Here is a 20,529-nt window from a genome sequence, read left to right on the forward strand (position 1 = left end):
CGATACGCAGGCACGCGCCACTTGCCAAGGTGAGACAAGCACGGGGTTGACCCGGACGAAACATTCCCGTCCTTTCCCACGCAAACGATCAGGGACGACGCATGGCCAAGCGGCTTACGACTTTCATTCTTATCGCGCTGGTGGGCGGCCTCGTGCTCGGCTGGGCGCTGAACGCCGCGCTGGACGATGGCGGCGGTGCCGGCACCGCGACGCTGAAGAATATCGCCTATTACCTGTCCGCCGTGACCACCGTGTTCCTGCGGCTCATCAAGATGATCATCGCGCCGCTGGTGTTTTCGACGCTGGTCGTCGGCATCGCGCATATGGGCGACAGTTCGTCGCTGGGTCGCGTCGGCCTCCGCTCGTTCGGTTGGTTCGTGATGGCGAGCTTCATCTCGCTGATGCTCGGGCTGTTGCTGGTCAATCTGTTGCAGCCGGGCGTGGGTCTGGGCCTGCCGGTTCCGCCGGTCAGCGCCGCGTCCGGCGTCGACAAGCCGGCGTTCGATTTCGTGAAGTTCGTTGGCCATATCTTCCCCGCTTCGGGTATCGAGGCGATGGCGACCAACGAGATTTTGCAGATCGTCATCTTTTCGCTGTTCATAGGCGTCGCGCTGACCGCCGTCGGCGACAAGGGCAAGCCGCTGGTCCGCGCGCTGGAGGGCCTTGTCGCGGTGATGTTGCAGGTCACCGATTACGTCATGCGCTTCGCCCCGTTCGCGGTGTTCGCGGCGGTGACGGCAACGCTGGCCGAGCGGGGGCCGGGAATCATCGGCGACCTCGCCTATTTCATGGGCAGCTTCTATCTGGGCCTCGCCGCACTGTGGACGGTGCTGATCGGCATTGCCTTTGCGATCATCGGCCCGCGCGTGAAGATGCTGCTGCGCTATCTGCGCGACCCAATCCTGCTGGGCTTTTCGACCGCATCGTCGGAAGCGGCCTATCCGCGCACGCTGGAGGCGCTCGACCGGTTCGGGGTGCCGCCGCGCATCGCCAGCTTCGTGCTGCCGCTCGGCTATTCGTTCAACCTCGACGGGTCGATGATGTACATGACGTTCGCGTCGATCTTCATCGCGCAGGCCTATGGCATCGATCTCAGCTGGGGACAGATGTTCCTGATGCTGCTGGTGTTGATGATCACGTCGAAGGGGATTGCCGGGGTGCCGCGCGCCAGCTTGGTGGTGATCGCCGCGACGCTGGGCATGTTCAATATCCCCGAAGCCGGACTGTTGCTGATCCTCGCCATCGACCATTTCCTCGACATGGGGCGCACCGCGACCAATGTCGTCGGCAATGCGATCGCCGCCAGCGTCATCGCGAAGTGGGAGGGTGGGTTCGACACGCCCGAATCGCCGGTGATCGAACCGCTGCCGACGCCGTCGGGGCATCCACGCAGCGACCTTCCCGACAGTTTCCGTGACATGGGCGGGCCACCGCCCGCCGGGCACTGATGGAAAGCCGCGAGGCGGATCGGCCCGCCCCGCCGGAGCGTGGGCCGACCTATACCAGCTATCTGCGGCTCGACACGTTGCTGACGTGTCAGACGCCGCTATCCGATACCCATGACGAGTTGCTGTTCATCGTCATCCATCAGGCGTCGGAGCTGTGGATCAAGCTGTGCCTGCACGAGCTGGAGGCAGCGCGGCAGGCGCTGATCGCCGACCGGCCGGGCATCGCGTTCAAGATGATGGCGCGCGTCGCCCGCGTGCAACAGCAGCTGATCCAGAGCTGGGAAGTGCTGGCGACGATCACGCCTGCCGATTATTCGGCGATGCGTGGGCAATTGGGCGGCAGTTCGGGGTTCCAGTCGATCCAGTACCGGCTGCTCGAATATATGCTGGGCGCCAAGAAGGCGGGGATGCTGGCGGCGCATGACGGCGACGCGCCGGCGCAGGCGGTGCTGACCGAGGCATTGGCGCGGACCAGCCTGTATGACGAGGCGCTGCGGATGCTGGCGCGGCGGGGATTCGATATTCCGGCGGACCGGCTGGAGCGCGATTTCACCCAACCTTATATGGCATCGCCCGTGGTCGAGGCGGCGTGGCAAGCGGTGTATCGCGATCCCGATCGGTGGTGGGATCTGTACGAACTGGCCGAGAAGCTGGTCGACCTCGAATATCGCGTCCAGCTGTGGCGGTTCGGGCATCTGAAGACGATCGAACGCATCATCGGCTTCAAACGCGGCACCGGCGGGACGGCGGGCGTCCCCTATCTGGCGAAGGTGATCGACGAGGTGTTCTTTCCCGAATTGCTGGCCGTGCGGGTGGCGTTGTGAGGTCGCTGGCGGAAGCGGAGGCGCTGGATGCCGCCGATCCGTTGGGCGGGTTTCGCGATCGGTTCGCGTTGCCCGAAGGGGTGATCTATCTCGACGGCAATTCGCTGGGCGCGCTGCCCCGGTCGACCCCGGCACGGTTGCAGGCGGTGGCGGTCGAGGAGTGGGGCAACGGGCTGATCCGCAGCTGGAACGCGCATGACTGGGTCGGTGCGGGGCGGCGGGTCGGCGCGAAGATCGCGCCATTCATCGGCGCGCAACCCCATGAGGTGGTGGTCGCCGATTCGACCTCGGCCAATCTCTACAAATTGCTGGTGGCGGCGGTGAAGGCGCAGGGCGGCAGGCGGACGATCCTGTCCGAGCCAGGCAATTTTCCGACCGACCTGTATATGGCCGATGGGGCGGCGTGGAGCGTCGGCGACGGGCGGGTGAGGACGGTGGCGGTGGCCGATATCGTCGATGCGATCGACGACGATGTCGCGGTCGTGCTGTTGACGCATGTCCATTACAAGAGCGGCGCGATGCTCGACATGCGCGCGATCACGGCGGCGGCGCAGGCGAAGGGGGCGCTGGTGCTATGGGATCTGAGCCATAGCGTGGGCGCGGTCCCGATCGATCTGAACGGCTGCAATGCCGATCTGGCGGTCGGGTGCGGCTATAAATATCTGAACGGTGGGCCGGGTGCGCCGGCATTCCTGTATGTCGCGCAGCGGCATCACGCGGTGTTGCGATCGCCGCTGTCGGGTTGGTTCGGCCATGCCGCGCCGTTCGAGTTCGGCGACGACTATGCCCCGGCGGCGGACATCGGCCGGTTCCAGTGCGGAACGCCGCCGATCCTGGGCATCGCCGCGCTGGAGGAAGGAATTGCACAGTTCGAGGGCGTCGATCGCGCGGCGCTGTTCGCCAAGGGGCGGGCGCTGGGGGATGCGTGTATCGCGCTGGTCGAGGCACAGTGTCCGGAGATGGCGCTGGTGTCGCCGCGCGATGCCGGGTCGCGGGGGAGCCATGTCTCGTTCCGGCACCGCCAAGCCTATGCGATCTGTCAGGCGCTGATCGATCGCGGGGTCATCGGCGACTTTCGTGCGCCGGACGTGCTGCGGCTGGGTTTCGCGCCGCTCTATATCGGGTTTGCCGATCTGTGGCGGGCGGTGGCGGTGCTGGCCGACCTGCTGCGCGACGGCAGTTGGGACCGGCCGCATTATCATGCGCGCAACGCGGTCACCTGACGGAACGAATTGGGAACGGGGCGGTTGGTGGCGTCGAAAGGAACTGCCATGACCGACCATGCCAATCCCAAGAGCGAACCCTTTTCGAACGCCGAGAAAGACCCGGACGACTGGACGACCGGGGACGAGAAGATGACCGGTGCGCAGGCGTCGTATTTGAAGACACTGAGCGAGGAAGCCGGCGAGCCGTTCGACGATACGCTGACCAAGGCGGACGCGTCGAAGGCGATAGATGCGTTGCAGGAAAAGACCGGGCGCGGGGTGAACTGATTCCCCTTCTGCCCCCCGGAACCGTTTGTGCTGAGTAGGGGCTGAGCTTGTCGAAATGGCGTATCGAAGTACTTGCCAAACAAGGTCCTTCGATACGCCATTTCGACAAGCTCAATGGCTACTCAGGACGAACGGTAAGAAATTACTGAACCGGTTCCGCCGACCGCATTGCCATCAGCCGGTCGAGCAACACCAGCCGGGTTGCCAGATCGACCCGGTACGAGGCGTTTGGCCGCGACCGCTTCAGCGACGCCAGCCATGCCCGCTTCGCACCGGGCAGGTCGCCGGTCTGGATCAGTGCCATTCCATAGTAGAAATACGGCCCCGGATGATCCGGCGCGTTGGCGATGCCCTGCGCGAAGGCAAGTTTGGCTGCAGGCGATAGCACGCGACCGCCGTCATGGGCGAGGATTGCGGTGCCGAGCCGGGTCCACAGGCGTGCACTCTGCGGATTGCCTTGCAGCCCGCCCAGCACCGCATTCACCGCCGCCTGCGTCGCGCCGGCGCGGGTGAGACCATCGGCGGCGACGGCATAGGCGTAATCGTAGGTGAACCGGCCCCAGATCGCGTCGCGCAGATCATCGGCAGCGATATCGACCGGTTCGGTAACGCGCTGCGCCGTTCGCGGAGCGCCGGGCAGTTCGGGCTGCCCCTGCCACGCATAGCCGGCGGCCCCCAGCATCAGCGCCGCACCGACGAAGCCCCATAGCGGGCGCGAAACGCGCGCGACGACGAGCAGCGCGAAACTGCCGATCAGCAGTGCGGCAAGGATCAGCCAACCGTTCATCGCCGTCCCCGCTTCAGGCTGCGCCGCGCCAAACCCACGCCGATGCCGAGCAGCAGCAACGGCGTCGCCCATAACAGGCCGGTCGCGGGCGACAGCGGCGGATCATAGCTGACATAGTCGCCATAGCGTTCGATCAGCCAGTCGCGGACGCGGTCGGGCTGCTCGCCGCTCGCGATCCGCTGGCGAACCAGCGCGCGCATGTCGGCGGCTATGTCGGCGTCGCTGTCGGCGATCGACTGGCCCTGACAGACCAGACAGCGCAGCGTTTCCATCAGCGCCTTGGCCGATCGCTCCTGCATCGCGTCGGGCAGTTGCGTGTCGGCAAGTGCGGGCGGCGGCACGTTCGATTGCGCCGATGCCGGTCCGGCGAGCAGCAGGGTCAGGGCGAGCGCGCGCTTCACCGGGCCGCCTTCAGCGCGGCGAGCAGGACCGGCACATCTTCGTCGCGGATCGCGCCGATATGTTGATGGGCGATGCGACCCTCGCGATCGATGACGAAGGTTTCGGGCACGCCTGACGATCCGAGCGCGAGTTGCACCGAACTGTTCCGGTCGTCGCCGATCGCGGCATAGGGATCGCCATAGTCGCGCAGGAAGGTGGCGACCTTGTCCGGCGTATCGCGAATGGCGATCGCGTCGATCGGCACACCGGCCGCGGCGAGTTTGGCGAGTTGCGGGGCTTCGGCGGCGCAGGGGACGCACCAGCTGCCAAAGACGTTGAGCAGGCGCGGTTGACCGGTGCGGAAGGCGGCGGTGGTCAGACCCGGTTTGCCCGGAACGGCCGGAGCGAGGGTGAAGGCCGGCAGCGGCTGACCGATCAGGCGCGAGCGGACCTGCCGGTCGGGCTCGCGCGTCAACATCCACGCGAACAGCGCGGCGATGGCGACGAAGGCCAGCAGCGGCAGCCAGAGCAGCCGACGATTCACCGCGCCCTCCGCCGCCGGACGCGCCCGACCAGCGACACGAACCCGCCGAGCGCGATCAGCCCGCCGCCCGCCCAGATCAGCGTCACGAACGGTTTCCACCACAGCCGCAACTGCCGCCGCCCGCCATGATCGTCGCGCCCGAGGACGGCATAGAGCTGCCCGTCCCAGAAGGTCGCGAGCGCGGCCTCGCTGGTTTCGGTCGGGGGATTGGCGAAGAAGCGCTGTTCGGGCCGCAACAGGAAGGGCGCGCCGCCGTCACGGGTAACGATCAGCCGCCCCTGCACCGCCGACCAGTTGTCGCCGACGACCGGCTTGATCCCGTCGAAGCGGATGCCGAACGGCCCGATGCGGTTCACTTCGCCCGGCGCGGCGGCGACGAGGCGTTCGGCGGTGAAGGCGCTGTCGCTGGCCATGCCGGCCAGGCTGACCGCGATGCCGAAATGCGCGACGACCATGCCCCAGATCGGCAGTGGCGTGCGCCACGGACTGCGCCCGACCAGCGGCAGTACGCTGGCGACCGCCAGACCGGCGGCGAATGACAGGCCGAGGATCGGCATCCAGCCGGCACCGGTGAACAGCAGCGCGACGAACGCGATCAGCGTCACCGCGCCGGGTATCGCGATCCGCCGTGCGACCGCCCCGCCCCGATCGCGTCGCCAGCGCAGCAACGGCCCGACCGCCATCCCCGCGACCAGCAGCAGCGCGACCGGCCCGGCGGCGCGGTTGAAGAAGGGCGGCCCGACCGACAATTGCACGCCGAATGCCTCCGCGAGCAACGGATAGAGCGTACCGATCAGGACGATACCGAGAATGACCGACAGCAGCAGGTTGTTCAGCACCAGCCCGCCTTCGCGACTGACCGGTTCGAACAATGCCCCCTGCCGCACCGTGCCGACGCGAAAGGCGAACAGCGCCAGCGCGCCGCCGATATACAGGATCAGCAGCGCGAGGATGAAACTGCCGCGCGTCGGGTCGACGGCAAAGGCATGGACGCTGGTCAGGATGCCCGACCGGACCAGAAAGGTGCCGACCATCGACATCGAGAAGGCGACGACCGACAACATGATCGTCCAGGCGCGCAAGCCGTCGCGGGTCGCCAGCACCGTCACCGAATGCAGCAACGCGGTCGCCGCCAGCCATGGCATCAGCGAGGCGTTTTCGACCGGGTCCCAGAACCACCAGCCGCCCCAGCCAAGCTCGTAATAGGCCCAGTAGCTGCCCGCCGTGATCCCGATCGTCAGGAAGATCCACGCGCCCAGCACCCATGGCCGCATCGCCCGCGCGAAATCGCGGCCTACATCGCGCGTGACCAGCGCGCCGACCGCGAAGGAAAACGCCACCGACAGCCCGACATAGCCGAGGTAGAGCGTCGGCGGATGGAAGGCGAGACCAGGGTCCTGCAACAACGGATTGAGACCGAGGCCGTCGAGCGGCACCGGCGACAGGCGGGCAAAGGGGTTGGAGGCGAACAGCAGGAACGCGTAGAAACCGGCCGCGATCGCCGCCTGCGCCGCCAGCGTCGCGACATGGGTGCGCGCGGCCAGCAGCCGTTCGAACAGGGCCATGCCGCCGCCCGCCACCGCCAGCACGGTGACCCATAGCAGCATCGACCCTTCGTGATTGCCCCATGTCGCGGCGACCTTGTACAGCATCGGCTTCGCGCTGTGGCTGTTTTCGGCGACCAGCAGAACCGACAAATCGGTGCGCGCGAACAGCGCGGTGAGCGCCGCGAACGCGCCGAGCGCAAGCACCCCCTGCGCCACCGCCACCGGCCGCACCGCCGCCAGCAGGTCACGAACGATCTGCGGCGGTTCCTGCGCGCGAGACGACAGCGCGATCGCCGCCATCGCGAACTGCAACAGCGCCATCGCCGCCGCCAGCCATAGCGCGGCAAGACCGGCTTCGGCGATCATTTGGCGATGCTCTCGCTCTTGTGCATCTTTCCGGCGACCTGCGGCGGCATGTAGCGTTCGTCATGCTTGGCGAGCAGGTTGTCGGCGACGAAGCCGCCGCCCGCCAGGAACCGCCCTTCGGCGACCACGCCCGAATTCTCGCGGAACAGATCGGGGGCGATGCCGGAAAAGCGGACGGGCACCGTCGCCTTGCCATCGGTTACGGTGAAGGCGATGGTCACGCCATCGGCCATGCGCCGGATCGATCCCGGCGCGACCATCCCTCCCAGCCGCACCGGTTTATCGACCGGGGCCGAGGCTGCATCGGCGGGTGCGTAGAAGAAGGCCGCTTCGTCGCTGAGCGCCGACATCGCCAGCAGCACCGCGCCGACGATCGCGATCACCGCCAGCAATGCCAGCGTCATGCGTTGCCGTTTGGGGGTCATCCCCGCTCCGCGCGGCGCATCGCCACCCATGCGAACACGACCAGTGCGACGATCGCGCCGATCGTCAGGCCATAGGCGGCGAGAATGAAGGGCCAATGGTTCATATCGCGGCCCGGCGGCGCATCCGCGCCTCCGCCTTGATCCGGGCGAGATCGGCGCGCATCCGCATCAGCACGATACCGCCGAACAACAGGCTGGCACCACCGGCGGTGAAACCCAGCGGCCACAGGATCGATGGATCGATCGTCGATTTGGTCAGCGTGATGCTCGGCCCCTGATGCAGCGTGTACCACCATAGCACCGAATAGCGGATGACCGGCAGCAGCGCGGTGCCGGCGATCCCGAACAGCGCCGGAATGCGGCCGTCGCCATCGCGATCGGCATCGGCCCGCGCCAGTGCCAGATAGGCGAGATAGACGAAGAACAGCAGCAGCATCGAGGTCAGCCGACCGTCCCATTGCCACCACGTTCCCCAGGTCGGCCGGCCCCAGATCGATCCGGTCGCCAGACAGATGCCGGCGAAGACCGCACCCGGTAGCGCGATCGCCCGCGCCGCGACCGCCGCCAGCGGATGCCGCCACACCAGATAGACGATGCTGGCGATCGCCAGCCCCGACCAGCCGCCCATGCCGAGCCACGCCGCCGGAACATGTACATAGAGGATGCGGACGCTTTCCCCCTGCAGATAATCGGCCGGCGTCTGCGTCAGCCCGGCCCAGCAGCCGAACAGGAACAGGACCAGCCCGCCCCACAGCAGCACCGGAGTCAGCGGTCGTGCGATCGACAGAAATCGACGAGGATTGGCAAGGGCATGGATGCTGGGCACGGTCGCGCTCTGTCTATGCAACCCGTGCGCAAACGGCAATGCGGATCGACGCCCGGGTGCGCGTAACGATTATATGGCAACCCGGACGGCGCTCCACCGTTGGTACGCGACGGACTGAGATCCCCTTGGCAAGATTTTGTACGGAGCGAGGATGAGCTTGCAGCACGACCATGCCGGGGTATCGAACCGGGCAACGACCAGCCCCGCCGGCCGGCGGATGTCCGCCAATCTGTTTCTGGCCCAGTTGAACGATGCCGACTTCGCATTGCTGTCGCCGCACCTCGAACGGGTGTCGATCGCGGTCGGCGACGTCATCATTCCGGCAGGCGGGCGGATCGAGCATCTGTATTTCCTCGATGCCGGCATCGCCGCACTGCTCGATGCGATCGAAGGCGAGCGGTTGCACGCGGTCGGGCTGATCGGAAACGAAGGCTATCTGGGTTGGCCGGTGCTTCTGGGCGACGATCGTTCCCCCTATGCGACCATCCTGCGCGCCGAGCCGGGCACCGCCCTGCGGATACCGGTCGAGCGGGTGACGGAGGCGGCGGACCAGAGCGAGACGCTGCGCCGGGCGCTGTTGCGCTTCATCGAGGTTTTCATGATCCAGATGGGGCGAACGGTGGTGTCGGCACTGGGCCATCCGGTCGAACGGCGGTTGGCCCGGTGGATCCTGCTCTATCATGACCGGGTGCGCGGCGACGAAATCGCGATGACGCATGAGGAGTTCCGCATCATGCTGGGCGTACGGCGGAGCAGCATCACCGACGCGCTGCACCGGTTGGAGGAACAGCACGCGATCCGCTCGGTACGCGGACGGGTGATTGTGCGCGAACGGGACAAATTGCTGGCGCTGGCGGCAGATACCTATGGCTCTGCCGAGGCTGCCTATGACCGGCTGGTTCGCGTCGGGCCTTGAGCGTGTCGATCACCTAGATCGGGTAATCACGTCAGGACAATAAAAAACGGGCCGTTCCTTTCGAAACGGCCCGTTGAGTTTTGGTCGGTCAGGTGCCGCTGGCGGCGCTCTGACGGATCGTGCCGTTGACCCCGTTAGGGAAGAAGCCGCCGGCGGTTTGGGCGGTGCGGTTCAGGTACACGATGTTCAACACCTGACCCGGCGTACGGCTGAACGCGATGCCGCTGTTGTCGGTCGGAACGATGTTCGACGCGAGGGTCGATCCGCTGCCGGTCGCACGGATCCCCTGATCGAGATCGGTGCTGCCGTCGAGGCTGTCGCGCGCGTTCGAGATCGCGTCGGCGGCGTCAAGAAGCGCGGGTGTCGCCACGCCCTTGCGATACAGCACGGTGCGGACCAGGCCGGCGTGATAGGCCTCGGCAGCGTGGATGCCGGCCGCGGCTTCGAGGAAGGTCTTGTTGCTGATGAACCCGACCGCCCCCTTGTACGCGGTCACGCCGACATCTTCGAAGATGTACGCGCCGAGCAGGAAGTTTTCGTCATTGGCATATACGTCGAACGCTGCGCCGGTGCCGATCAGTCCGGCGGCACGGGCCGCGTTCGAGAAGGCACTGGTCGCGGTCACGCCGATATCGATCGCCGGCTGCGCCACCGCTGCCGATCCCAGCGTCGCGCGCAGGAAGTTGACGTGCGCCAGTTCGTCCGCCGCGATTTCGCGCGCGTACCGGGCGACCAGCGGATCGGAGAACGTCACCTGACGCCCGCCGGTGACCGCACCCTGCGTGCCCGTTCCGGTCAGGCTGCTGTTCGGAAGGCCGCTGCCATTGGCGGCGAATGCATAGAATTGCGCCTCCAGATATTCGAGGTTCAGCGCGAAGTTGAACACATCGGCATCGGTCACACCGGTGGTGGCCGTCGGCGTCGGCGTGGGAGTGGCGCCGTTGATCGGACCGCCGCCGCTGTCGCTGCATGCCGCGAGTAGCGATGCGCCGGCGGTCGCGACCGCCGCGGTGCCGGCGTACCGGATGAAATCGCGCCGGGCGTTGCGGCGTTGTTCGCAGGCTTCGAGCACCTGCAGGATTGGATCGTTGGTCATGATTCTCTCTCCCTGGCTCAGTTCGCAGCGCTGGCGCGGATGGTTCCGTTCACCCCGTTGGGGAAGAAGCCACCACCGCTGACCTGGGCCCGGTTCAGATAGACGATATTGAGCACCTGCCCGGTCGAACGGCTGAACGCGATGCCGTTGCTGTCGAGCGGGACGATGTTGCTGGCGCTGGGGTTGGTAGACAGCGGGGTCAGGCCCTGATCGATGTCGAGCGTGCCGTCGAGGCTGTCACGCGCGTTGGAGATCGCGTCGGTCGCCGCGATCAGCGCCGGGGTCTGAATCCCCTTGGCATACAGGGTCGTGCGGACGATCGCCGCGTGATACGCCTCTACCGCGAGAATGCCGGCGGCCGCTTCGAGGAAGGTCTTGCTGGAAAGCAGCGGTGCCGCCCCCTTGTAGGCGGTGACCCCGACGTCCTCGAAGATATACGCGCCGAGCAAAAAATTCTCGTCGCTGGCATAGGGATCGAAGGTGTCGGTCGCGCCGATCAGGCCGGCCGCGCGGGCCGCGCTGGAAAACGCGCCGTTGACCGACGACCCGATATCGATCGCCGGCTGGGCGACCGCCGACGTGCCGAGGCCTGCACGCAGGAATTCGACATGGGCGCGCTCATCGGCCGCGATTTCGCGGGCATATTGCGCGACGACAGGATCGGTGAACGTCACCTGTTTCCCGCCGGTCACCGCACCCTGGGTACCGGTTCCGGTCAGCAGCGAGCTGGGCAATCCGGTGCCGAATGCCGCAAAGTAATAAAACTGCGCTTCGAGATATTCGAGATTGAGCGCGAAGTTCAGCACGTCGGCATCGCTCGGCGCGGTCTGCGCGATCGCTTCGTTGGATTCCGATGCGAAGATCACGGCACCGCCGACCGCCGCAGCACCACCGATCATCCGAAAGAAGTCGCGCCGGTCCTCCCGGCGTTTGGCGCGTGCTTCGAACGCCTCCGTCAACAGCGTTTGGTCGGACATGGTACCGTCTCCCTGCATCGTTATTTCCATGCAACGAAACGTCGCGGATTAAAGATGCAAGTCCGGCGCGGACGTACGGTTTCGTACCGGGGAACGCCGACGACTGGATTGCAGAAAATCTTGCGGGCAAAAGGTCGTGCAATGGCGTTCGCAGTTCAAACAGACATTTCGCCCGACAATGGCAATTTTCTGCCGACGACGGACAACCGGCTGATCGGGTCGTTGCGACCGGAAACGCGACGACGACTAGCGATGGCAGCCACCCGCATCGAATTGAATACAGGTGACGTGTTGACGCGCGCCGGTGAGCCGATCGATCGTCTTGTGTTTCCCGAAGGGGCGCCGGCGATGTTATCGGTATCGACCGGCGGGTCGTCGCAAGATGTCGGCATGATCGGGCGCGACGGCGTGGTAGGGTGGTCGCGCCTGTTCAGCGACCAGCCGACGCCGTTCACCGCACGGGTCCATATCCAGTCGGGCAGCGCGATCGAGATTCCGGCGGCGGCCGTGGTCGATGCCGCCGACGACGACCCCGAACTGCTGAAGCGGATCCTTACCTTCGCACAGTGTTTCACGATGCAGATGGCGCGGACGCTGGCGTCGGCATTGCGCGACGTGCCCGAACGGCGCATCGCCCGCCTGCTGCTGATGATCGACGACCGGATCGCGGGCGATACCATGTCGGTCACCCATGCATCGATCGCGGCGACGCTGAACCTGCGCCGGGCGACGGTCACCGACTGCCTGCACATCCTGGAGGGCGAGCATATGGTCCGGTGTTCGCGCGGACGGATCACGATGCGCGACCGGGCGGCACTGCAGGCGCGGGCCGGGCTTGCCTATGTCGCCGACGACGGACTGGCACCCGAAACGCTGCGCTGACGATCAGGGCTGGCCGCGCACCGTCTTCAGGTCGATGCCGAGCCGCTGCACCTTATAGTAAAAGGTCTTGCGCGGGATGCCGAGGCGGTCGATCGCCGCGCCGATCTCCCCCCCGGTCGCGGCGATCGCCGCGAGGATCGCCTCGCGTTCGAACGCAGCGAGGCGTTCGGGCAGCGGGCGGCTGGCATCGTTCGGGGTCACGTCGCCGCTGCTGCCGTCCAGCCCCAACACGAACCGGTCGGCGAAATGGGCGAGTTCGCGGACATTGCCCGGCCAGTCGTGCCGGGCGAGCAGGTCGCGCGCGGCATGGGTCAGCGCGGGTACCTCGCGCCGCAGCCGTGCCGCCGACAGGTCGACCAGATGCGCGAACAATTGCGGCACATCCTCGCGCCGTTCGCGCAGTGGCGGAATCCGCAGTCGCACCGCCGCCAGCCGGTACAGCAGCGCCGGGGCGATCGCGTCGGCCGCACGCTGCCCCTCCTCCGCCGCCGTCGCGATGACGCGGATATCGACAGGCACGGCGTCGCGCGGACCCCGGATCGCCCGATCCTCGATCACCTGCGTCAGCCGCCCCTGCAAGGTGCGGGGTGCCTGATCGATATCGTCGAGGAACAGCGTGCCACGCTGCGCACCGACGATGCCGCGGTCGCCGACCGTCGCGAACAATTCGTCCTCGATCACCTGTCCGGGCAGCGCGGCGCAGGCGATAGCGACGAACCGATGGCGGGCACGACGGCCGGCCCGGTGGATCGATCGCGCCAGCAATTCCTTGCCGGTGCCGGTCTCCCCCTCGATCAGCAGGTCGATATCGGTATCGGCCAAGACCGGGATCATCTCGCGCAGCCGGACGATCGCGGGGGAGCGACCGATCAGCGCGACCTGTTCGCCGCCCGCCGCCTGCGCCCGCAACCGGCGATTGTCGAGCGCCAGCGAACGGGCGGCAGTCGCTCGGGTGATGGCGGCGATCAGCGCGTCGGGATCGAACGGCTTGGACAGGAAATCCCACGCGCCCGCCTTCAGCGCATCGACCGCCATTTCGACATCGGCATGACCGGTAACCAGCACGATCGGCAGCGTCGGATCGCGTTCGCGCAGGATGCGGAACAGCTCGATCCCCGACATTTGCGGCATCCGCACGTCGGTGACGACGATCCCGTCGAAATCGGCATCGATCGCCAGCAGCGCAGGCGGTGCGGCGACGAAGGGGACGACGTCGAACCCCGCCAGCATCAGTAACTGCATGGTCGAGGCGCGCAGATCGGCGTCGTCCTCGACCAGGGCCACCCGCCCCTGTTTCGTTCCGGTATCGGTCATGGCACCCGCCGCAAGGTCGCTTCGAACCGCGCGCCGCGCGCGGTCGGGATCAGCCGCAGCGTGCCGCCGAGGTCGGTCATGATATCCTGCGCGATCACCAGACCCAGTCCGAGGCCGGTCGGACGGCTGGTGACGAACGGCGTGAACATGCGTTCGGCGACGGACGGATCGATCCCCGGTCCGTTATCCGCGACGACGAGCGCGACGACCGTCGGTTCGACCTGCACCTCGATCGCGATGGCGGGATCGGGACGCCCGCCGAGCGCCTCCAACGCATTTTGCAACAGATTGACCAGCACCTGTTCCAGCCGCACGCGACCGGCGACGACCATCAGGTCGGGGGGAATATCGGGTACGGTGAACGCCACTTCCGACAGACGTTCCTTCAGGATCAGCCGGGCGCCGTCGACGACATCGGCGAGCGGGACTGGACCGATCGTGCCGCTGCCCTTGCGCGCGAACCCGCGCAGTTCGGCGGTGACCAGACCGATCCGGTCGGTCAGCCGGGCGATGGCGCCGAGATTGTCGTCGACCTGACGCGCATCGCCGCGCACCAGCAACTGGCGCGCCGCCGCGACGTAATTGCGAATCGCAGCGATCGGCTGGGCAGTTTCGTGAGCGACGCTGGCAGTGATCTGTCCCAGTGCGGCGAGGCGATTGGCCTGTCGCAGCCCCTCGCGCAGATCGGCGGCGCGCGCTTCGGCGGCGGCGCGTTCCTCCATCTCGCCGCGCAGCAGGCGCGTGCGATCGGCAACGGCGGCCTCCAGTTCGCTGGTTCGCAGCGCCCGCCGACGCGATCGTTCGTGCAGGCCCCATGCGATCGCGAGCAGCGCGAGGGTGGCGATGGCCGCCGCGATCGCGCTGCCGCGCACTACGCCACCAACGGCGGGTTGCAGCGGCATGGCCAGATGGACGCGCCAGCCCGCGGTATCGGCGTCGGTCGCGACATGCTGCAACCGCCGCCGATCGCCGTTCAGCCGGATCGCGTCACCGATCATGGCGAACGGGGCCGTGCGCAGCGCCCCGGCACCGCTATCGGCGCGCAACGCCGCCGCGATCGCCGGTGCGATCGGTCGGGTCGCGGCGAAACGCCAGCTCGGACGACTGGAGATCAGCACGACTCCGGCACGATCGGTCACGAAGGTGATGCCGCCGGCGGCGCGCCATTCCTGCTCGATCCGGTCGAATTCGAGTTTCACGATGACGACGCCGCCCTCGGCGGTGCGACGGCTGAGGTACAGGCCGGGCCGATGGCTGACGGTCCCGAGCGCGAACTGCGTGCCTGCCCCGTACCGCATCGCGTCGTGGTAATAGCGGCGGAAGGTATAATCCTTGCCCACGAAACTTTGCGGATCGGCCCAGTTGCTGGCGGCGATGGCAAATTTCCCCCGGCCGATGACATAGATGACCGACGCCCCGGTCGACCTTGCCATGGCAGCGAGCTTGCGATCGAGCGCCCGGGCCGCGCCGTCCGCTCCGCGCACCGCGGCGACGACGTCGCGATCGTCCGCCAGCGCGAGCGGCAACAGGCGAAACCGGGCAATCTCGCTGGCCAGGAGGACCTGACGTAATCGGGCATCGGCCTCCATCGACGCGACCAGATCGGCGCGTGCCCGGCGTTCGGCCAGACGACCGACGGCCACGGCCACGAGGATGCTCAGCAGCACCGCCGCGAACACCCAGCGCAGCCATGTCGATCTCAGTCCCCCTCGCATCGATCTACGCTTTACAAATACGCAAGCATTTGTGCAACAATTTGCACTTTCCGCGAAGTTCCCTGGCGAAATTTGACGCAATCGGAATCGCCATAAGATCTTATGTAGTTGTATTATCGACCTTTATTCGATGCGATTGCGTATAGCACAACCCAGCTTGCAGTCCGTTAAACCGTTCCTGTCGCGCCGATAGCCAGGGAAGATCAGGGCCGGGCGCATCAGAGGATGAAAGGTCGTCGCATGATAATCACTGGTCATTCCACCCACCCGCCGATCCCGCCGGCAGCGAAGCCGTGGTATCGGCATCTGTACGTGCAGGTGCTGGTCGCCATCGTGTGCGGCGTCCTGCTGGGCCACTTCTATCCGGCCACCGGCGAAGCGCTGAAGCCGATCGGCGACGGGTTCATCAAGCTGGTCAAGATGATCATCGCGCCGGTCATCTTCCTGACGATCGTCACCGGCATCGCCGGGATGCGCGACCTTGCCAGCGTCGGCCGTGTTGCGGGCAAGGCGTTCGCCTATTTCCTGTTCTTCTCGACCCTTGCGCTCATCGTCGGCCTGATCGTCGGCAACGTCGTCCAGCCGGGTGCCGGGCTGAACATCGATCCTTCGACGCTCGATACGACGAAGATCACCGAATATGCCGAAAAGGCACATGATTCGACGATCACCGGGTTCCTGATGGGGATCATCCCGGACACGTTCATTTCGGCGCTGACCGAAGGCAACATCCTGCAGACGCTGTTCGTCGCGATCCTGTTCGGCATCGGCCTCGCCATGATCGGCGACAAGGGCGAGCGCGTCCTCGACGGTCTGAACGAAATCTCGATCGCCTTCTTCAAGGTCGTCGCGATCGTCATGAAGGCCGCACCGCTCGGCGCATTCGGCGCGATGGCGTTCACCATCGGCAAATACGGCATCGGCACGCTGTTCAGCCTCGCCGCGCTCGTCGGCACTTTCTACCTGACCGCGTTCCTGTTCGTCGTGGTCGTGCTGGGAGCAGTCGCGCAGTTCTGCGGCTTCTCGATCTTCAAGCTGATCTCGTACCTGAAGGCCGAATTGCTGCTGGTCCTCGGCACCTCGTCGTCGGAAAGCGCCCTGCCCTCGCTCATCGAGAAGATGGAACGCGCCGGCATTCCGAAGTCGATCGTCGGTCTGGTCGTCCCGACCGGCTATTCGTTCAACCTCGACGGCACCAACATCTACATGACGCTGGCGGCACTGTTCATCGCCCAGGCGTGCAACGTCGACCTGACGCTCGGCCAGCAGCTGCTGCTCCTCAGCGTCGCGATGCTGTCGTCGAAGGGGGCGGCGGGCGTCACCGGCGCGGGCTTCATCACGCTGGCCGCGACCCTGTCGATCGTCCCGACCGTGCCGGTCGCCGGCATGGCGCTGATCCTCGGCGTCGATCGCTTCATGAGCGAATGCCGGAGCCTGACCAACTTCATCGGTAACGCAGTAGCAACCGTTGTCGTCGCAAAGTGGGAAGGCAAGCTCGACAAGCACCAGTTCGACGAGGCACTGGCCGGTCGCAGCGTGCGCGTCGACCAGATGCCCGAAGGCGCCATCGCCGCCGAATGATTGATCAGGGGAGAGCCGGTGCAGGGTGAAGAATCCCGCACCGGTTCCCGGCTACTGCCCCGCGAGGCACCGGAGAGAGTTTCGATGAACAAGTTCCTGCGGCTCTGCTGCACCACGGCCGCCCTGGCGATCCCGACGATCGGTCATGCCGCCGAATTCGTCGCCGGCGCTCCCGCGACCGAAGCGCAGGCCGCGACCGGCAATGCGCACTCGCCATCGGTTTTCCCCGGCCCCGTGGCGGACAAGGGCACCGCCCGTCCGGTCGCACAGGAATATCCCAGTACCGGCGTCGGCGACGGTATCACCGCCGGGGGCTACAACCAGTCGCGCTGGGCCGAGGACTGGAGCAAGTATCGCGATCCCAAGAAGCGCGAGGACATCCTCGACAAGCTGAAATACATTCCGATCGCCGGCGACGACGTCTATCTCACGCTGTCGGGCGAATTCCGGGCCCGCGTCAACCTGACCACCAATCCCAATTTGCGGGACCGCGAAGCGCAGCGTCAGGATATCTTTCGCGTCGTCGGCGGTGCCGACCTGCATCTGGGCGACCATGTCCGCGTGTACGGCGAACTGGCGCATGCCGGCATGTCGGGCCGCAATCTGGGCGCGAAGGCCGGGCAGTTGCACAACGACCTGGTGGTGCAGCAGAGCTTCGTCGACCTGAAGGCGACGGTCGCCAACGTCGACGTCGGCGTGCGCTATGGCCGGCAGACGTTTGCCGACGGCCCGAACCTGATGGTGGTGCCGCGCGACAACAACACGATCTTCTTCGTCTATAACGGCGTGCGCGCCTGGGCGAAGGGCGACACGATCCGCGGCGACGTGTTCGATTTCAAGACGACCCGGCTGGGCGTCGGCGGCACGCGCGACGACATCGTCGACGACAATCGCCGTTTCTCGGGCGCGACCGCCGGGTTCGTGCTGCCCAAGACGTTCCTCGGCGGATCGAACCTGTATTTCGATCCGTTCGTCTGGCGTCTGCGCAACAGCGCTGCCGTCTGGGGCGGGCGGACCGCGGAGGAAGTCCGCAAATTCTACGGCCTGCATCTTTATGGTGACACCGGCCCGGTCAATCTCGACTGGACGGTCAATTATCAGGGCGGCGAGTTCAACAACCGTTCGATTTCGGCGTGGTTGATCCTGATGCAGCAGATGTACAAGGTCGGCAAATCGAAGACCGCGCCGCGCGTCGGCTTCCACTTCGATTACGCCAGCGGCGGCGGTTCCTATGGCAACGGTACGTTGAAGACCTCGCTCGCGCCGTTCGGCAACAACATCTACTACAGCTATCAGCTCTATTCGACGCCGACCAACCTGTTCGCGTTCGCGCCGAGCGTGCAGTTGCAGCCGACCGCCAAACTGCGGCTGGCCGGCGAGTATCAGCTGTCGTGGCGCGACAGCCTGAACGACGCGGTGTACCGCGCCAACGGACAGGCATTTGCCGGCACGCAGCTGGGCAATTCGCGCAAGATCGCCGACACGATCCGGTTTCAGGCAATCTATACGGTCAGCCCGAGGGTCAGCCTGACGGCGCGCTACGAGCATCTGATCGCCGGCCCGGCGCTGACCGATGCAAATTACAAGAGTTCCGACTTCGTGGCCGGCTGGGTCAGCTTCCGCTTCTAGTTCCCTGGAGCAACCTCGCGCCCCGGCGGATTGCGCCGGGGCGTTTTTGTATTCCGATCCGAAGGGCCTGCCGATGTCCCCCGCCGTTCATGCCGCAGCGCGCGCGCTGCTTGCCGATCCGCTGACCAACAAGGGTACCGCCTTTACCGAGGCCGAGCGCGAGCAGTTTGGGCTGCACGGGCTGCTGCCCCCGCATGTCGGCACGCTCGACAGCCAGATCGAGCGGCGGCGCAAGGCGCTGGCCGGGATGCCGGACGACTTTCATCGCTATTCCTTCCTGCGCGAATTGCAGGATTCGAACGAGATCCTGTTCCACGCGCTGGTCCAGCGCGACCTGCCCGCGATGCTGCCGCTGGTCTATACCCCGACCGTCGGCGAGGGATGCGAGCGGTTCAGCGAGATCTGGCGGCGACCGCGCGGGCTGTTCCTGTCATGGCCGAACCGGCACCGCATCGCCGACATCCTCGCCGACCCCGCGCTCGATCGGGTAAAGGTGATCGTGGTGAGCGATGGCGAACGCATCTTGGGGCTCGGCGATCAGGGCGCGGGCGGCATGGGCATCCCGATCGGGAAGCTGGCGCTCTACACCGCCTGTGCCGGCATCCATCCGGCGGAAGTGCTGCCGATCCTGCTCGACGTGGGCACCGACAATGCCGAACGGCGCGACGATCCGCTGTATGTCGGCTGGCGCAATCCGCGCATTCGCGGGGCCGAATATGACGCGTTCGTCGAGGATTTCGTGAGCGCGGTCGCCGAGCGCTTCCCCGGCGTGCTGCTGCAATGGGAGGATTTCGCCGGGCACAACGCCTACAAGCTGCTGGAGCGGTATCGGGACCGGCTGTTGAGCTTCAACGACGATATCCAAGGGACCGCCGCCACCGCCGTCGGCACGCTGCTGTCGGCGATCGAGCGAACCGGCACGCCGCTGACCGAGCAGCGCATCCTGCTGTTCGGGGCGGGGGCGGCCGGATGCGGCATCGCCGACATGCTGTTGCAGGCGCTGCAGGTAGAGGGGCTGGACGAATCACAGGCGCGGCAACGCATCTGGGCGGTCGATCGCTACGGGTTGATCCTGTCCGACATGGACGATCTGTCGCCGGCACAGCGCGAACTGGCCCGCGATCCCGACGACGTCGCGGCATGGACACGGACGACCCACGGCGCGATCGACCTGTTCGACACCGTCGCCAACGTCCATCCGACCGTGCTGATCGGCGCATCGGGCCAGCATGGGGCGTTCAACGAAGCGGTGATCCGCACCATGGCGCAAGCGGTCGAACAGCCGGTGATCTTTCCGCTGTCCAACCCGGTGTCGCGGGCGGAGGCGCATCCCGACGACCTGCATCGCTGGAGTGCCGGTCGCGCGCTGATCGGCACCGGCAGCCCGTTCGGGGTGGCTGGCGTCACCCAGGTCAACAACGTCTATATCTTTCCGGGCGTCGGGCTGGGCGCGATCGCCGCGGGCGCGACGAAGATCACCGACACGATGTTCATGGCCGCCGCACGAGCGCTGGGTGCGATGGGGGGTGAGGACACGTTGCTGCCGCCGATCGAGCGGCTTCGCGACGTGGCGCTCGACATCGCCGTGGTCGTGGCCGAGCAGGCGGTCCGCGATGGCGTCGCGGCCAAGGGTGCGGCAACCGATCGCGATGCGATCGCGGCCCAGATGTGGACACCGACCTACTGACGATTCGGGAACCCCGCCGCCCGCATCGGCTTTCGCTTTCCTGTCGACACCGTCCAGCGCCGGTTCACCTGACCCGGCGCAGAACCGGAAC

Annotated in this window: 20 protein-coding genes; 9 read left to right on the plus strand and 11 right to left on the minus strand. The window is 66.4% G+C overall.

Going from position 1 to position 20,529, the window contains the following annotated elements:
- The first annotated feature begins 101 nt into the window (after positions 1 to 101).
- Genes ASE90_RS00445 through ASE90_RS00460 form a run of 4 tightly spaced genes read left to right on the plus strand, consistent with a single transcriptional unit; the run spans position 102 to position 3,765 of the window.
- On the plus strand, positions 102 to 1,448 hold the full coding sequence (locus ASE90_RS00445) for a dicarboxylate/amino acid:cation symporter (RefSeq protein WP_055994501.1): 1,347 nt from the start codon (positions 102 to 104) through the stop codon (positions 1,446 to 1,448).
- Complete coding sequence (locus ASE90_RS00450; RefSeq protein WP_055994503.1) at positions 1,448 to 2,272, plus strand: tryptophan 2,3-dioxygenase; 825 nt, start codon at positions 1,448 to 1,450, stop codon at positions 2,270 to 2,272. The genes ASE90_RS00445 and ASE90_RS00450 overlap by 1 nt, the downstream gene beginning before the upstream one ends.
- Positions 2,269 to 3,495, plus strand: coding sequence for a kynureninase (gene kynU / locus ASE90_RS00455; RefSeq protein WP_082449250.1), 1,227 nt, complete (start codon positions 2,269 to 2,271; stop codon positions 3,493 to 3,495). Before ASE90_RS00450 ends, kynU begins: the two co-directional genes overlap by 4 nt.
- 48 nt (positions 3,496 to 3,543) lie before the next feature.
- Positions 3,544 to 3,765, plus strand: a complete 222-nt coding sequence (locus ASE90_RS00460) for a DUF3072 domain-containing protein (protein WP_055994506.1) — start codon at positions 3,544 to 3,546, stop codon at positions 3,763 to 3,765.
- Between the two features lie 142 nt (positions 3,766 to 3,907).
- On the opposite strand, the gene ASE90_RS00465 is transcribed toward ASE90_RS00460, so the two are convergent.
- The 7 genes from ASE90_RS00465 to ccmC are packed head-to-tail and all read right to left on the minus strand — an operon-like array spanning position 3,908 to position 8,641.
- A complete protein-coding gene (locus tag ASE90_RS00465; protein ID WP_055994509.1) occupies positions 3,908 to 4,552 on the minus strand; it encodes a tetratricopeptide repeat protein in 645 nt (214 codons plus the stop codon).
- On the minus strand, positions 4,549 to 4,953 hold the full coding sequence (locus ASE90_RS00470) for a cytochrome c-type biogenesis protein (RefSeq protein ID WP_055994511.1): 405 nt from the start codon (positions 4,951 to 4,953) through the stop codon (positions 4,549 to 4,551). Before ASE90_RS00470 ends, ASE90_RS00465 begins: the two co-directional genes overlap by 4 nt.
- Positions 4,950 to 5,477: a DsbE family thiol:disulfide interchange protein gene (locus ASE90_RS00475; protein WP_055994514.1), complete on the minus strand. Its 528-nt coding sequence runs from the start codon at positions 5,475 to 5,477 to the stop codon at positions 4,950 to 4,952. The genes ASE90_RS00470 and ASE90_RS00475 overlap by 4 nt, the downstream gene beginning before the upstream one ends.
- Positions 5,474 to 7,390: a heme lyase CcmF/NrfE family subunit gene (locus tag ASE90_RS00480; RefSeq protein WP_055994517.1), complete on the minus strand. Its 1,917-nt coding sequence runs from the start codon at positions 7,388 to 7,390 to the stop codon at positions 5,474 to 5,476. The genes ASE90_RS00475 and ASE90_RS00480 overlap by 4 nt, the downstream gene beginning before the upstream one ends.
- The gene (gene ccmE, locus ASE90_RS00485) at positions 7,387 to 7,815 is read right to left on the minus strand and encodes a cytochrome c maturation protein CcmE (RefSeq protein ID WP_055994520.1); all 429 of its coding nucleotides are present in this window, start codon (positions 7,813 to 7,815) and stop codon (positions 7,387 to 7,389) included. The genes ASE90_RS00480 and ccmE overlap by 4 nt, the downstream gene beginning before the upstream one ends.
- Positions 7,812 to 7,919 carry a heme exporter protein CcmD gene (ccmD, locus tag ASE90_RS19440; RefSeq protein ID WP_156361357.1) on the minus strand — a complete coding sequence of 36 codons (108 nt, stop codon included), beginning with the start codon at positions 7,917 to 7,919 and terminating at the stop codon, positions 7,812 to 7,814. The genes ccmE and ccmD overlap by 4 nt, the downstream gene beginning before the upstream one ends.
- Positions 7,916 to 8,641: a heme ABC transporter permease CcmC gene (gene ccmC / locus ASE90_RS00490; protein ID WP_082449252.1), complete on the minus strand. Its 726-nt coding sequence runs from the start codon at positions 8,639 to 8,641 to the stop codon at positions 7,916 to 7,918. Before ccmC ends, ccmD begins: the two co-directional genes overlap by 4 nt.
- A 151-nt stretch (positions 8,642 to 8,792) precedes the next feature.
- On the opposite strand from ccmC, the gene ASE90_RS00495 reads away from it, so the two are divergent.
- On the plus strand, positions 8,793 to 9,557 hold the full coding sequence (locus ASE90_RS00495; RefSeq protein ID WP_082449253.1) for a Crp/Fnr family transcriptional regulator: 765 nt from the start codon (positions 8,793 to 8,795) through the stop codon (positions 9,555 to 9,557).
- Positions 9,558 to 9,645: 88 nt separating this feature from the next.
- Here ASE90_RS00495 and ASE90_RS00500 read toward each other — a convergent pair whose 3' ends face one another.
- Together ASE90_RS00500 and ASE90_RS00505 are read right to left on the minus strand one after the other, a co-directional pair.
- The gene (locus ASE90_RS00500; RefSeq protein ID WP_055994523.1) at positions 9,646 to 10,653 is read right to left on the minus strand and encodes a ferritin-like domain-containing protein; all 1,008 of its coding nucleotides are present in this window, start codon (positions 10,651 to 10,653) and stop codon (positions 9,646 to 9,648) included.
- A gap of 17 nt (positions 10,654 to 10,670) precedes the next feature.
- Positions 10,671 to 11,630 (minus strand): ferritin-like domain-containing protein, encoded by a 960-nt coding sequence (locus ASE90_RS00505; protein ID WP_055994526.1) that lies wholly within the window; start codon positions 11,628 to 11,630, stop codon positions 10,671 to 10,673.
- Between the two features lie 252 nt (positions 11,631 to 11,882).
- Between ASE90_RS00505 and ASE90_RS20095 the strand changes: the two genes are divergently transcribed.
- Entirely contained in the window at positions 11,883 to 12,512 is a 630-nt protein-coding gene (locus ASE90_RS20095; RefSeq protein ID WP_235531604.1) for a Crp/Fnr family transcriptional regulator, read from the plus strand.
- A 3-nt stretch (positions 12,513 to 12,515) separates the two neighbouring features.
- Here the strand turns inward: ASE90_RS20095 and ASE90_RS00515 are convergent, their stop codons facing one another.
- Both ASE90_RS00515 and ASE90_RS00520 read right to left on the minus strand, forming a co-directional pair.
- Complete coding sequence (locus ASE90_RS00515; protein WP_055994533.1) at positions 12,516 to 13,826, minus strand: sigma-54-dependent transcriptional regulator; 1,311 nt, start codon at positions 13,824 to 13,826, stop codon at positions 12,516 to 12,518.
- Positions 13,823 to 15,541, minus strand: coding sequence for a sensor histidine kinase (locus tag ASE90_RS00520; protein WP_055994536.1), 1,719 nt, complete (start codon positions 15,539 to 15,541; stop codon positions 13,823 to 13,825). The genes ASE90_RS00515 and ASE90_RS00520 overlap by 4 nt, the downstream gene beginning before the upstream one ends.
- Positions 15,542 to 15,781: 240 nt before the next feature.
- On the opposite strand from ASE90_RS00520, the gene ASE90_RS00525 reads away from it, so the two are divergent.
- The 3 genes from ASE90_RS00525 (at position 15,782) to ASE90_RS00535 (ending at position 20,438) form a co-directional block, all read left to right on the plus strand.
- Positions 15,782 to 17,122 carry a dicarboxylate/amino acid:cation symporter gene (locus ASE90_RS00525; protein WP_055996979.1) on the plus strand — a complete coding sequence of 447 codons (1,341 nt, stop codon included), beginning with the start codon at positions 15,782 to 15,784 and terminating at the stop codon, positions 17,120 to 17,122.
- Positions 17,123 to 17,206: 84 nt separating this feature from the next.
- A complete protein-coding gene (locus ASE90_RS00530) occupies positions 17,207 to 18,751 on the plus strand; it encodes an alginate export family protein (protein ID WP_082449257.1) in 1,545 nt (514 codons plus the stop codon).
- 73 nt (positions 18,752 to 18,824) lie between these two features.
- Positions 18,825 to 20,438 carry an NAD-dependent malic enzyme gene (locus ASE90_RS00535; RefSeq protein WP_235531605.1) on the plus strand — a complete coding sequence of 538 codons (1,614 nt, stop codon included), beginning with the start codon at positions 18,825 to 18,827 and terminating at the stop codon, positions 20,436 to 20,438.
- Positions 20,439 to 20,529: the final 91 nt, after the last annotated feature.

This window comes from Sphingomonas sp. Leaf67, from assembly GCF_001421965.1.
Lineage (GTDB): Bacteria > Pseudomonadota > Alphaproteobacteria > Sphingomonadales > Sphingomonadaceae > Sphingomonas.

Excerpts from the sequence above, each read along its gene's own strand:
- ASE90_RS00445 (WP_055994501.1), top strand. The coding sequence starts at position 102 with ATGGCCAAGCGGCTTACGACTTTCATTCTTATCGCGCTGGTGGGCGGC.
- ASE90_RS00450 (WP_055994503.1), top strand. The coding sequence starts at position 1,448 with ATGGAAAGCCGCGAGGCGGATCGGCCCGCCCCGCCGGAGCGTGGGCCG.
- ASE90_RS00460 (WP_055994506.1), top strand. The coding sequence starts at position 3,544 with ATGACCGACCATGCCAATCCCAAGAGCGAACCCTTTTCGAACGCCGAG.
- ASE90_RS00465 (WP_055994509.1), bottom strand. The coding sequence starts at position 4,552 with ATGAACGGTTGGCTGATCCTTGCCGCACTGCTGATCGGCAGTTTCGCG.
- ASE90_RS00480 (WP_055994517.1), bottom strand. The coding sequence starts at position 7,390 with ATGATCGCCGAAGCCGGTCTTGCCGCGCTATGGCTGGCGGCGGCGATG.
- ccmE (WP_055994520.1), bottom strand. The coding sequence starts at position 7,815 with ATGACCCCCAAACGGCAACGCATGACGCTGGCATTGCTGGCGGTGATC.
- ccmD (WP_156361357.1), bottom strand. The coding sequence starts at position 7,919 with ATGAACCATTGGCCCTTCATTCTCGCCGCCTATGGCCTGACGATCGGC.
- ASE90_RS00495 (WP_082449253.1), top strand. The coding sequence starts at position 8,793 with ATGAGCTTGCAGCACGACCATGCCGGGGTATCGAACCGGGCAACGACC.
- ASE90_RS00500 (WP_055994523.1), bottom strand. The coding sequence starts at position 10,653 with ATGACCAACGATCCAATCCTGCAGGTGCTCGAAGCCTGCGAACAACGC.
- ASE90_RS00505 (WP_055994526.1), bottom strand. The coding sequence starts at position 11,630 with ATGTCCGACCAAACGCTGTTGACGGAGGCGTTCGAAGCACGCGCCAAA.
- ASE90_RS20095 (WP_235531604.1), top strand. The coding sequence starts at position 11,883 with ATGGCAGCCACCCGCATCGAATTGAATACAGGTGACGTGTTGACGCGC.
- ASE90_RS00515 (WP_055994533.1), bottom strand. The coding sequence starts at position 13,826 with ATGACCGATACCGGAACGAAACAGGGGCGGGTGGCCCTGGTCGAGGAC.
- ASE90_RS00520 (WP_055994536.1), bottom strand. The coding sequence starts at position 15,541 with ATGCGAGGGGGACTGAGATCGACATGGCTGCGCTGGGTGTTCGCGGCG.
- ASE90_RS00525 (WP_055996979.1), top strand. The coding sequence starts at position 15,782 with ATGATAATCACTGGTCATTCCACCCACCCGCCGATCCCGCCGGCAGCG.
- ASE90_RS00530 (WP_082449257.1), top strand. The coding sequence starts at position 17,207 with ATGAACAAGTTCCTGCGGCTCTGCTGCACCACGGCCGCCCTGGCGATC.
- ASE90_RS00535 (WP_235531605.1), top strand. The coding sequence starts at position 18,825 with ATGTCCCCCGCCGTTCATGCCGCAGCGCGCGCGCTGCTTGCCGATCCG.